This window comes from Psychrobacter sp. KH172YL61, from assembly GCF_007182895.1.
In the GTDB taxonomy this organism is placed as follows: Bacteria; Pseudomonadota; Gammaproteobacteria; order Pseudomonadales; family Moraxellaceae; genus Psychrobacter; species Psychrobacter pacificensis.
Map to the genome: position 1 here is coordinate 1,348,271 of NZ_AP019516.1, position 12,848 is coordinate 1,361,118.

The following is a 12,848-nucleotide window of genomic DNA, read 5'->3' on the forward strand; positions in this document are numbered from 1 at the left end:
GACAAACAAGGAAGTTAGGTCTATGTCAAATATGTACCATGGTGCCCCCTCTGCCTATGATTATCCACTACTGGTTAAGCAACTCTTAAACCGTGCAAAAACAGTGTCACAAGACCAAGAGATTGTCTATGCGGACAAAAAGCGACTCACTTACAAGGACTTGTTTGAGCGTATCAATCGCTTGGCAAACGTACTTGCTGACCTGAACCTTGATGCAGGCGACATCGTTGCCGTTATGGACTGGGACAGCAATCGCTATCTTGAGTCTTATTTTGCGGTACCGATGTCAGAGTACATTCTACAAACTGTCAATATCCGTCTATCACCAGAAAAAGTCCTCTACACCATCAACCATGCCAAGCCTAAAGTGCTGATGCTAAACTCTGAGTTTGCGCCATTGGTCAAAGACTATCAATTTGAAAATTCTAGTATCGAGCACATTATTTGGCTAGACGACAATGGTGTGACCGCTGAAGGGGTTTTTGGCAGTAATCAAAGCCGCGTGACAGGCGAGTATGAAGCATTGCTAGAAGCTGCTGATAGTCGTTTTGACTTTCCAGACTTTGATGAAAATACCATCGCGACGACCTTTTTATACCTCAGGTACGACAGGGAATCCCAAAGGCGTTTTCTTTAGTCACCGTCAGTTGGTACTGCACAGTCTAGCGGAAGCGGCAACCTTAGGTATGTTGCCGAACAAGCAAGGTGTCAGCTACGGCGATGTCTATATGCCGATGACGCCGATGTTCCACGTACACGCATGGGGTTTCCCATTTACAGCAACGATGGTGGGTCTAAAGCAAGTCTATCCAGGACGTTATGCACCTGATAGCTTGCTGGATTTGATCCTCAATGAAAAGGTGAGTATCACACATTGTGTGCCAACGATTTTGCAGATGGTGCTCAAAGAGGCGCAAGATCGCGATGCCAGCTTTAATGGGCTAAAAATGATCATTGGTGGTTCAAGATTGACCGAAGGGCTAGCAAAAACAGCAATGGCTCAAGGCATCGAAGTTTACACCGGCTACGGTATGTCAGAGACAGCACCGCTTATCAGTCTGACTGAATTTAGTCTCAATGAGCCTGAAATGACGGAAGATGAAGACATCGCCCGTCGCTGTATGACAGGTAAGCCAGTGCTTATGGTCGATGCACAAGTATGGGGTGAGGGCAACAAACCAGTAGGTAAGGGTCAAGAGAATACGGGTGAGCTGGTGCTACGGGCACCTTGGTTGACCCAAAGCTATTTCAAAAATGACGACGCTGGTAAGGGAGCTGTGGGAGAGTGGCTATATGCACACTCAAGACATCGCTTACATACGTCCTGATGGTTATATTAAAATCACTGATCGCCTAAAAGATGTGATCAAATCAGGGGGCGAGTGGATCTCATCGCTTGAGATTGAGACGATTTTATCACTGCATCCATCCGTAGCGGATGTCTCAGTGATTGGCGTTCGGGATAAGCAATGGGGCGAGCGTCCGTTGGCTTTGGTGGTACTAAAACCAAATGCTCAAGAAACCAGTGCTGACGATATTAAAGCCATTGCAGAAAAAGCGGTAGAGCGCGGTATCATTCCCTAAATATGGCGTGCCAAGTCAATTTAAATTCGTTGATGAACTGCCAAAAACCTCTGTTGGCAAGCATGACAAAAAAGTCATGCGTGAGATGTATGCCAATCAAACTCAAGTATAATATTATCTATCGATTGAATGTCAAAACGCTTGTGCTCATCAAAATGTAATGCGTGTTGCACGCTTAACAGTTGACCTTTGTGATGGGCTCTGCTACATTTTAAACCGATACATACCGTATCGGTTTTTTAATTCTGGCAAGGATGACCAGTATTTATCAGGACATTTTTTACCGCAGTCACAACAGTGTAGCGTTGATAAAGCCAATCGCGTACAAAGATCATATCACGCGATACAAGTGCAATAACAACTTACCAATGCGCCGATTATAAAAAATTCTTATCCCATTTCTCGTTTATGCTAAGGACAGCTACTATGAGCGACCACGCCCAACACCCAGTCTCTACTCTAGCGGCAGACGTGCCCACGTTCGCGGATATTTATCATGATTCCATTATGGCTCGAGAGAATTTTTGGGCTGAGCAAGCAAAGCGTATCTACTGGCATAAAGAGCCTGAGCAGATTCTCGATGACAGCAATCTGCCTTTTGCGAAATGGTTTGTTGGCGGTGAAACCAATCTTTGCTATAACTGTGTCGATCGTCACCTGCCAGACCGTGCAGAGCAAGATGCCTTTGTGTGGGTGTCATCAGAGATCAATCAAGAGTTAATAGAAACCTTTCCAGCGGTCGTTGATTCGTTTTAAAGATCTGGGCAATAACGTTGAGTTTTATACAGATTATGCCAAGCGCCGCCTGACTTATAATGATTTATACAAAGAAGTGAATTACTTCGCAGACGTGCTACAGCGTCATGGTATTGGCAAAGGCGACCGTGTCATTATCTATATGCCAATGATTCTAGAAGCAGCATATGCCATGCTGGCTTGTGCTCGCATTGGTGCTATACACTCAGTCGTATTTGGCGGATTTGCCGCGCATAACTTGGCGATCCGCATGGATGATGCTGAGGCAAAAATGGTCATTACAGTGGATGCAAGTCTGCGTGATGGTAAGGTTATTAACTATAAAAATCTCGTCAATCAAGGCGTTGAACAAGCAGCAACCAAGCCTGAGCATGTATTAGTTGTCAATCGTGGTATTTTACCGTTTGAGCCGAGAGGTGTTGACGTCGATTATGCGACTGAGCGACGTCACAGCTGCGAGGCCCATGCAGTTGTGGCACCAGTTTGGCTTGAATCCAACACACCGTCCTATCTGCTTTATACCTCTGGTACGACTGGCACACCAAAAGGGGTGCAACGTGATACTGGTGGTTATGCAGTCGCGCTGACGACATCGATGGATTATGTCTATGATGGTAAGGCAGGCGAGACATTCTGGGCGATATCAGATATTGGGTGGGCGGTTGGGCATTCGTATACGATTTATGCGCCACTGCTAGCGGGTATGACCAGTGTTATGTACGAAGGCTTACCACACTTACCGAACCCAGGTATCTGGTGGCGTATCGTTGAAGCTAATAAAGTTAATATTCTATTTACGGCGCCTACAGGCGTACGTATGCTCAAAAAAGCAAGATGAAAGCTGGATGACGCGCTACGATGTGTCTAGTGTCAAGTCGTTCTTTTTGGCAGGTGAGCCGCTTGATGAGTCAACGGCTAATTGGTTATCTCAGCATTTAGGCGTACCGATTCTAGATCACTATTGGCAGACAGAGTCTGGCTGGCCGATCTTGAGCCATACACCAAAATTCAATCATAAACCGCACAAACAAGGATCGCCCGGCTATCCTATGTATGGCTATGAAGCGAAAGTCCTCAATGAGGAAACAGGTGAACCTTGCAGGGCGGGTGAAAAAGGGTTGCTTGCGATTAAAGCGCCACTACCACCTGGCTGTCTCACCACGGTATGGCGTAACGATGAGCGCTTTGTCAGCAGCTACTTTGGTCTGTTTGATGGCCAGCAGTATTCTACCCTCAGACTATGCAGTGACAGATGAAGACGGTTACTTTTACATCTTGGGGCGTACCGATGACGTGATAAACGTCGCAGGCCATCGAATAGGCACGCAAGAGATAGAAGAAGCAATCAGTACCCATCCAAAGATGGCAGAATGCGCTGTGGTAGGCATCCAAGATGAGCTAAAAGGCGAGCTACCAATTGCGTTCTGTGTCCTAAAAGATCAATCGCAAGTCGAAACCACCGAAAACCGCTTCCGCATTGAGCAGCAAGTCATAGGTGCTGTGGTCAAATCCTTAGGCGGTATTGCAAGGCCGGCGGCCATTTATTTCCCGCAGGCATTGCCAAAGACGCGCTCTGGCAAAATCCTACGCCGATCTATTCGGGCGTTAGCAGAGGACAGGCCTACCGGCGACATGTCGACGCTTGATAATCCAGCCGCTATTGATGCGATTAAGCAATCGATGAAGGATTATTAGTTGGTATAGGCTAGCAAATATGTTGGTTCCGCCTAAAAACTAGGTTGATCTTATTAGAAGCTCATGAGCAATCATGGGCTTTTTGTTTCTACTATTTGGATAAATCGCCTTTAACAAAACAAACTTAGCGAAAATTTTGATAAAGCGCTTGACCGTAAAATTGATTTATTGTTATAGTCAATAACGATACAAAATAAATCATTTTAAAATTTTATTTTCTATAAATATTTTGCAAATAACTATTTATAGCGCTTAACTTTTAATGAATACTCAGATACCGTCACACGGTAGTCTCGCAAAAAAGATAAGGATATCTTATGCACCACGTTCAGCAGCTCATCAATGGTCAGTTCGTACAATCAAATACCGACGAATGGATTGATATCACCGATCCAGCAACTCAAGAAGTCATCGCAAAAGTCCCTCAAACCACCAATGATGAGATTAATCAAGCGGTTGCCGCCGCACAGACAGCGTTTGAAACCTGGCGCAAAACGCCAATCACCACACGTGCGCGTATCTTTTGACCTATCAAGCACTTATTCGCGAGCATATGGATGAGTTGGCAGAAATCTTGACCGCAGAGCAAGGCAAAACGATTGCTGATGCGCGCGGTGATGTGTTCCGCGGCCTAGAAGTGGTAGAGCATGCCGCTGGTATCGCCAATTTGCAAATCGGCGACTTTGTAGAAAACGTCGCATCAGGCGTTGATACTTATAGTATTTGGCAACCACTCGGTGTTTGTGCTGGCATTACGCCGTTTAACTTCCCCGCGATGATTCCGCTATGGATGTTCCCAATGGCGATTGCTACAGGTAATACATTCATCCTAAAACCGTCTGAACAAGATCCGATGGTGACTATGCGCTTAGTTGAGCTAGCGATTGAAGCGGGAGTACCAGAAGGTGTGCTGAACGTAGTGCACGGTGGCAAAGCTACCGTTGATGCTATCTGTGATCATCCAGATATCAAAGCGGTTTCTTTTGTGGGTTCTACCAACGTTGGTAAACATGTCTATGAGCGTGCCAGCCAATCAGGTAAGCGCGCCCAATGCATGATGGGTGCAAAAAACCACGGTGTTATCTTGCCTGATGCCAATAAAGAGCAAACGCTCAATCAGCTAGCGGGCGCGGCGTTCGGTGCCGCTGGTCAACGCTGTATGGCATTGTCAGTGGTCGTGCTAGTGGGCGCAGCTGGTGAATGGATTGACGAGATTAAAGCCAAAGCAGAAAGTTTAGTTGTCTCAGCAGGTAAAAATGATAAAGATTTAGGACCATTGATTTCTCCTGCTGCAAAAGCCCGTGTCGAGCATCTCATCGGTACAGGGGTAGAAGAGGGCGCAAGCTTGATACTTGACGGGCGCGGAATTACTGTTGAAGGGTTTGAGAACGGTAACTTTGTTGGGCCGACTATCTTTGATAATGTCACAAGCGACATGCAAATCTATAAAGAAGAGATCTTTGGCCCTGTGCTGTGTATTATGCGCGCTGATAGCTTGGACGAAGCGATTGCACTGCTCAATGCCAATCCACATGGCAATGGTACCGCGATATTTACCCAGTCAGGAGCAGCAGCCCACAAATTCCAACAAGATATCCAAGTCGGTCAAATCGGTATTAATTTGCCAATTCCTGTGCCACTTCCAATGTTCTCATTCTCAGGTTCACGTGGCAGTAAACTTGGCGACCTAGGTCCTTATGGCAAGCAAGCCGTACAGTTCTATACTCAGACGAAGACAGTGACGGCACGTTGGTTCGATGATGAAGCGAGCCGCGGTGTTAACACGACGATTTCGATTTGATCGTCGGATTACTGTATTTTCGGTATAACGTTAATACGACTTGCGGTACTATTGAACGCAATTTTATTATCGTTATGCCGTTATCATATAGCGCTAATGTCCTATAAAATCTCTGACCAGCGTTTTTATTGACGTTTATCTGAGATTTAAGCCCTCTATTTAATCTATAAGAACAAGGATGACCCTATGGATTTTTCATTGACCGATGACCAAGTTGCTTTTCGTCAAACAGCCCGTCAGTTTGCGCAAAAGAGCTTAAACCGAATGCTGCTGAATGGGATCGCACCTCGCATTTCCCAGTGGACATCATCAAAAAATCGGGTGAGCTTGGTTTTTGGGACTATACACCAATCCAGAATATGATGGCTTGGGCCTGCCAAGGCTCGACTCAGCAATGGTATTCGAAGAGCTGGCATGGGGTGATACGTCCGTGGCGGCTTATATGAGCATTCATAATATGGCCGCCTGGATGATCGGCGAATATGGTAGCGAACCCTTATGCAAAAAATACTTGCCCAATATGGTCAGCGGTGAGTGGCTTGGCAGCTATTGCTTAACAGAGCCAAATGCAGGCTCTGATGCGGCCTCACTCCGTACCAAAGCGGATAAACAAGGCGACCATTACGTACTGAACGGCGAAAAACCTTTATCTCTGGTGCAGGCTCGACCGATGTATTGGTGGTGATGGCGCGTACTGGTGGTGCTGGGCCAAAAGGTGTATCAGCGTTTGTTGTAGATGCCAATAGTGCTGGTATCGAATATGGCAAAAACGAGCATAAGATGGGCTGGAAAGCACAGCCGACACGAACGATTAGCTTTAAAGATGTCAAAGTCCCAGCAGAAAACCTAATAGGTGAAGAAGGTCAAGGTTTTCGTATCGCGATGAAAGGTCTAGACGGTGGTCGTATCAATATCGGTATTTGCGCCGTGGGTACGGCGCAGGCTGCATTAGAGACGGCAACCAGTTACGTACAAGAGCGCAGCCAGTTTGGCAGTCCAATTGCTAGCTTACAGTCGGTACAGTTTAAACTTGCTGATATGTTGACTCAGACCATCGCTGCACGGCAAATGCTGTATCTTGCAGCAAGTAAAGTCGATAACAATGATGGGCAAGCGTCTACCTACTGCGCAATGGCAAAGCGTCTCTCCACCGACCTTTGTTTCGATGTTGCCAATGAAGCTCTGCAATTGCACGGTGGCTATGGGTATTTAAACGAGTATCCGCTTGAGCGCCATGTACGAGACTTACGTGTGCATCAAATTTTAGAAGGCACCAATGAGATCATGCGCGTGATTATTTCACGTCAAGTCTTGCAAGATGAAGGGCTAAGCCAACTTCGCTAATTTATCTCGATCTACTGAAACAAGGATGTTTTATGACAGATTATACCAATCTACAGCTATCAATTGATGGTCATACCGCAACATTGACGTTGAGCAATCCACCGGCGCATACGTGGACGATGGACAGTTTGCATGCGCTTAAGCAGCTCATCACAGATCTTAATGCCAAGGACGATGTTTACGCATTAATCGTGCATGGAGATGGAGAAAAGTTCTTCTCGGCTGGTGCAGATTTGAATAACTTTTTGGATGGGGACAAAGGACGCGCTATCAGTATGGCGATTGCATTTGGTGAGGCGTTCGAAGCCCTGTCTGCCTATCGCGGTGTCAGTATCGCCGTCATCAACGGCTATGCGATGGGCGGTGGACTGGAGTGTGCGCTCGCGTGTGATATTCGTATTGCAGAAGCGCACGCCCAGATGGCACTGCCAGAGACAGGTGTGGGATTACTGCCCTGTGCAGGCGGTACGCAAAACCTACCTTGGCTAGTGGGTGAAGGTTGGGCCAAGCGCATGATACTGTGCGGTGAGCGCGTTGATGCAGATACCGCACTGCGTATCGGTCTGGTTGAAGAGGTCACTACAAAAGGTGAGGGACTACAAGCCGCTCAAGATTTGGCAAATAAAGTCGCTAAGCAATCACCCGTCGCCGTCAGTTATTCCAAAGCGCTGATTCAAGCGGCTAGAGACACGCCACCTGCGCAAAATTTGATCCATGAGCGTGAAGCTTTCGTTAAGCTATTTGACACAATGGATCAGCGTGAAGGGGTGCAAGCCTTTTTAGAAAAGCGTCAACCCAATTGGCAAAACAAATAAGCATTGCTTAAAATGCTTGGGTCATAACACTCATGACATTATTTAACTTTTTTAACTTTGTAGGTCACTTTTATGACAGCAGCTACCGACGATACCCAAAACTCTTTGAACAATACCGAGCAAGAGGCATCTGTATTGTTCAATACTGAACCAACAGATTGCGGGCACCTAATTGGGGTAATGACACTCAATACACCAAAATCGCTTAATGCGCTCAGTGTTGATATGTGTCAACTGCTAGCAGCGCAGTTAGAGGAGTGGCAAGCGGATGACCAAGTAGTGGCGATTGTGTTAAAAGGCGCTGGGGATAAAGCGTTCTGTGCAGGCGGTGATATTCGTAAGCTTTATGACAGTATGTCTACTAGTGCGCCGATACCAAACCCTTATGCCACTGAGTTTTTCAGCCACGAGTATCGCCTCTATCGTCAAATGCACTTTTACTCAAAACCATTAATACTTTGGGGTGATGGCATCATCATGGGCGGCGGTATGGGGCTAATGGCAGGATGCAGTCATCGTCTGGTCACTGAGCGCACGCGTTTTGCTATGCCTGAGATTACCATTGGACTGTTCCCTGATGCCTCAGGCAGTTGGTTTTTGCAGCGGATGCCTGCCAAAACAGGTTTGTTCTTAGGCTTGACTGGCGCGATGTGCAATGGCAATGACGCGCTGTTGGCCAACCTAGCAGAGTATGCTGTTGCAAGTCATGATTATGATGCTGTCATACAACGTCTTAAGCAGAGCGACTGGCAAACGCTCGATAGTGCCAGTAGTTCAAACAAGTTCCATCATAATAGTGCGCATAGTATCGTCAGCCGTGCACTTGCTGAGCTGCCAGTAGCCGAGTTGTCTGATAGTAAGCTCGCGACCTACTGGCAGCCTATCCAAAAATTGATGAACAGTGGCAGTTTGGCAGATATCGATGCATTGCTACAAAGTGATGAAGCGCTAGTACAGTTAAATAAAGATTTTTCAGAAGACAGTTGGACTCAGCGAGCAGTTGCAACCTATCGTCATGGTTGCCCAGTGACAGCAGCGTTAACCTACGCGCTGTATCACAAAGTCGCTGATTTATCGATAGAACAAGTTTTATATTTAGAAACCAACGTGGCGGTACATTGTGCAGCCAATCCTGATTTTAAAGAAGGTGTGCGTGCGTTATTGATTGATAAAGATAAAGATCCGCAGTGGTCGCGCTCGTTGGCAGACTGCGTAAGTGTAGAAGGCCAAGCGTATATCGATAAGCACTTTGCCAATCCTTATCCAAAAGGTGAGCACCCTCTAGAAGATTGGCTGGGTGAGGAAGCTTTGGGCAGTCAGTATGTGCGCTAATTATCTACCAACAAATATTGTCAAATAGTATGTAGCAATGGCTACATCATAAATCATCAAGGAGTGATGAGATGGGTACAAAAGATACAGTGATGATGGATAATAACTCTAAACCAAATATTGCCTTTATTGGGCTTTGGTAATATGGGTGCGCCTATGGCAGAAAACTTATTAAAGGCAGGATATACACTTTCTGTCTTTGATTTGTCTGATGCAGCAACCCAGCGCCTAGAAAAAGCAGGTGCTCGCGTGGCACAGAGTCCTAAAGATGCGGCGAGCAATGCTCAAGTTGTCATTAGTATGCTGCCGGCGGGTCAGCATGTGCACTCTGTGTATCTGGGCGATAGTGGCGCTAATGGTCTGCTGGCAGAATTACCAAAAGGCACGCTTGTGATTGATAGTAGTACAATAGCGGCTGCTGATGCTAGGACAGTGGCAGACGCTGCAAGCCATCTTGGCATCGACTTTTTGGATGCCCCCGTGTCTGGCGGGACAGGCGGGGCGATTGCTGGTAGCTTGACCTTTATTATTGGTGGTGATGACGACGCTTTTGCCAAAGCTGAGCCGATACTCGCTGTAATGGGGAAAAATATTTTTCATGCAGGCGAACATGGTGCAGGACAAGTTGCGAAGATTTGCAACAACATGCTGTTAGGTATCCTAATGGCAGGCACGGCAGAGGCGATTAATTTAGGGGTGAAGAACGGTCTAGATCCCAAAGTATTATCAGATATTATGCTACAAAGCTCAGGCCGTAACTGGACGTTAGAGGTCTATAACCCTTATCCGCAAGTTATGGAAAACGTTCCCTCTAGCAATGGCTACCAAGGTGGCTTTATGAGTAAGCTGATGCAAAAGATCTCAATCTTGCTATGCAAACGGCAAAGGATACTCATGTAGACACGCCAATGGGTGCCAAGGCAACAGAGTTATATGCCACGCATACGCTTGAGAACGGTGATAAAGACTTCTCTAGTATTATGGGCCGTCATGATGCCTCGGTATTGTTTTAGAATTACCTTAGAAATAACGACTCATATACTCAATCACTCTTACTATCGTGAATAGTGAGGACTGATTAAAGAGGGCTTGTTAGATGAAAAAGGTTCATGCTACATTTATAGCATGAACCTTTTTTATTTGATCATAGTAATGAATGAGCAATGACTCTATTAGCTTTGTAAGTCATACACGAGAGCTTGAATATCTTGCGCTGCTTGCTGTAGTCGAGGTACATGAGTCAGTAATTCGTCGAGCGATACGCGTATCGTTGGTGCATGCAGGTACAATGAGGCCAGATAGCGCGACTTTTTATCTAATATAGGCACCGCCACCCCACCATTTCAGAGATAAACTCCTCGTTATCAATACCAATGCCAGTGGTAGCGATACGGTCGAGCTCGGCATTCAAAGCATCAATATCGGTGATGGTGTTTTTGGTGAATTTGTCTAATGGTAAACCCTGCAATATTTTATTACGACTGGTGGTAGACAGTTGGCTCAAATACAATTTACCAGTTGCCGTACACCACATGGGCGACTTTGCACCTACTGGGAGGTATATCTGCAATGGTAAGGTCGTTTGTGCGCGGTTGGTATAAATCATATTCATATGATAAGGAACACCGATACCGCAAGTTTCTTTAAGCTCATCAACCAGTTTTTGCAAAATCATCTGGCGCTCATTAAATAATAAGCGCTGCTGCCAAAGCTCAACGCTCAGATTGCGAACCCGTTTACCAGGAACAATACCGCCACCGATATCAACGGTCAAAAAACCATCGTCGACCAAATTCTGAATTAAACGGTGTATGGTCGGTTTAGGAATATCCAACTCTTGCGATAGCTCAAGTGGAGAGAGAGGTTTAGAAGCATATGACACGGCTTCTATGATCTCTAACACACGGGTGATCGAGGATACTTTAGGCATATAAAAGGCTCAGTAGTAGTAAAAGGGGGTGAGGCTGACGAGACTATAATGTTTTCATAACGAAGATAAATAGTAATAAATCTGCATTCCCACAATAGATCTATTTCTATGTCTAATTTAGCACAATATCAAGCTGAGACAAGGCTTGGTGACACTATATAAGAACATTTGTACTGTTAGCTTCCATATTTACAATTTTTTCTAAGCGAAACAGTAGATACCTCAACTCACACATTGCAACATTCTGTAGTAATAAGCTATATAACTGCTGTTGAGTTGAGTGGCTTACTCAGACATTATGATGAAACATTTTGTAATACCCTCACATGAACATTAAGCGGATCAGTATTCATGTCTACCCTGATTAATTGCTTTGAGAGAGTTGTGTAACAGGAATTCAAAGTTTTGCAGGTTGGTGTAGCAATTATTACAGTAACTATGCAATCTTTACATAACGGCAAATAAAAAGCGCATCCATGGGGGTGACTTTTTGAGTCAAAATTGTTTTAATCTCTTCAACTCAACAAAATGGTGGTTTAAAAAAGAGCAAAATTATCATTTTTTACGGGCGAGTTACTTTACACTTTAGGAGAATAATTATGAAACTTATTAAACTTACAGCTATCTCTGCTGCTGTTCTAGCATCAACTGCTGCATTAGCCGCTGATCCGGTTATCGTTGTTGATAATAACGATGCGGTAGTATACAAAGCTGAACCAGTGGCTGTTGCCTACCAAGCAGAACCTGCTTATGCATATAACTCTGATGCTGGTATCGTACGCAACACTACTGGTGCTGTAGTTGGTGGTACTAAAACTTTCTTCCAAACAGCTGTTAACCCAGCATCTGTTAGTGCTGAAGTTGGTACTTTAGGTTATGGCGCTAACATCGGTTGGTCACTTAACGAGAAAACTGAACTACAAGCTGGTTGGGCAGGTGGCGATGTTGCCGACCTATTCGGCGGTGACTTCGATGCAAATGACATCAACTATGACGTAGATACAGATTTTAGCAACCCGTACTTAGGTGTACAGTTACGTCCTACTGGTAACTGGTTCACAATGGGCGCTGGTATCATCGTTCCTGATAACGATATTGATGTTCGTGCAAATGCTGAAGGTGAAGGTTACTACAGTATTGATGGCAACAAGTTCTATGCTGGTAATGCAACTCTTGACCAATCTTTAGCTGAAGATTTTGGCGGTGATAACGTTGGTAACCTAGAAGGTAGTATTGAGCACCGTAACAAGTTAGCCCCTTACTTAACTGTAGGCTTCCGTCCTAATATCACTAATAACTTTGGTTTATTTGGTGAACTAGGTGCAGCTTATATGGGCAAAGTAGATGCAAACGTTCGTTACACTGGTGAAGGCGGAAATGTAGTAGCGGCGCAAGATGCAGCGCGTCAAGCTGAAAAAGATCTAGAAGATAAAAGCTGGTTAGAGTGGATGCCAATTGTTAAAGTTGGTGCAACTTACCGCTTCTAAGCTAATCGCAGTTTAACGACTGTTATTAGAGAGAATAAAAAAACGACCCTTTCTAGGGTCGTTTTTTTATGTCTAGAAGAAAGCGAAGATAATAAATACGAGAG

Annotated in this window: 8 protein-coding genes and 5 pseudogenes; 12 read left to right on the forward strand and 1 reads right to left on the reverse strand. The window is 45.3% G+C overall.

Annotated elements, in window-relative coordinates:
• Positions 1–22 precede the first annotated feature (22 nt).
• The 11 genes and pseudogenes from PKHYL_RS07225 to mmsB all read left to right on the forward strand — a co-directional run bounded on the left by PKHYL_RS07225 (position 23) and on the right by mmsB (position 10,340).
• A pseudogene (locus PKHYL_RS07225) lies at positions 23–1,696 on the forward strand (fatty acid--CoA ligase).
• A 314-nt stretch (positions 1,697–2,010) separates the two neighbouring features.
• On the forward strand, positions 2,011–2,340 hold the full coding sequence (locus PKHYL_RS07230) for an acetyl-coenzyme A synthetase N-terminal domain-containing protein (protein WP_240366366.1): 330 nt from the start codon (positions 2,011–2,013) through the stop codon (positions 2,338–2,340).
• Entirely contained in the window at positions 2,327–3,178 is an 852-nt protein-coding gene (locus PKHYL_RS18080) for an AMP-binding protein (RefSeq protein ID WP_332835946.1), read from the forward strand. Before PKHYL_RS07230 ends, PKHYL_RS18080 begins: the two co-directional genes overlap by 14 nt.
• Positions 3,179–3,185: 7 nt before the next feature.
• The gene (locus PKHYL_RS18085) at positions 3,186–3,596 is read left to right on the forward strand and encodes an AMP-binding protein (protein ID WP_332835947.1); all 411 of its coding nucleotides are present in this window, start codon (positions 3,186–3,188) and stop codon (positions 3,594–3,596) included.
• Positions 3,553–4,035, forward strand: coding sequence for an AMP-binding enzyme (locus PKHYL_RS07240; RefSeq protein WP_240366367.1), 483 nt, complete (start codon positions 3,553–3,555; stop codon positions 4,033–4,035). Before PKHYL_RS18085 ends, PKHYL_RS07240 begins: the two co-directional genes overlap by 44 nt.
• A gap of 317 nt (positions 4,036–4,352) precedes the next feature.
• Positions 4,353–5,836, forward strand: a pseudogene (locus PKHYL_RS07245) (CoA-acylating methylmalonate-semialdehyde dehydrogenase).
• 299 nt (positions 5,837–6,135) lie between these two features.
• A pseudogene (locus PKHYL_RS18700) lies at positions 6,136–6,521 on the forward strand (acyl-CoA dehydrogenase family protein).
• Complete coding sequence (locus PKHYL_RS18705; RefSeq protein WP_240366368.1) at positions 6,521–7,180, forward strand: acyl-CoA dehydrogenase family protein; 660 nt, start codon at positions 6,521–6,523, stop codon at positions 7,178–7,180. The pseudogene PKHYL_RS18700 and the gene PKHYL_RS18705 overlap by 1 nt, the downstream one beginning before the upstream one ends.
• A gap of 32 nt (positions 7,181–7,212) precedes the next feature.
• Positions 7,213–7,995, forward strand: a complete 783-nt coding sequence (locus PKHYL_RS07260; protein ID WP_240366369.1) for an enoyl-CoA hydratase — start codon at positions 7,213–7,215, stop codon at positions 7,993–7,995.
• A gap of 72 nt (positions 7,996–8,067) precedes the next feature.
• Complete coding sequence (locus PKHYL_RS07265) at positions 8,068–9,327, forward strand: enoyl-CoA hydratase/isomerase family protein (RefSeq protein WP_240366370.1); 1,260 nt, start codon at positions 8,068–8,070, stop codon at positions 9,325–9,327.
• A 95-nt stretch (positions 9,328–9,422) separates the two neighbouring features.
• Positions 9,423–10,340 (forward strand): annotated as a pseudogene (gene mmsB / locus PKHYL_RS07270) (3-hydroxyisobutyrate dehydrogenase).
• 159 nt (positions 10,341–10,499) lie between these two features.
• On the opposite strand, the pseudogene PKHYL_RS07275 reads toward mmsB, so the two are convergent.
• Positions 10,500–11,257 (reverse strand): annotated as a pseudogene (locus tag PKHYL_RS07275) (IclR family transcriptional regulator).
• A 599-nt stretch (positions 11,258–11,856) separates the two neighbouring features.
• Here PKHYL_RS07275 and PKHYL_RS07280 point away from each other — a divergent pair.
• Positions 11,857–12,744 carry a hypothetical protein gene (locus tag PKHYL_RS07280; protein ID WP_240366371.1) on the forward strand — a complete coding sequence of 296 codons (888 nt, stop codon included), beginning with the start codon at positions 11,857–11,859 and terminating at the stop codon, positions 12,742–12,744.
• The last annotated feature ends 104 nt before the right edge of the window (positions 12,745–12,848 follow it).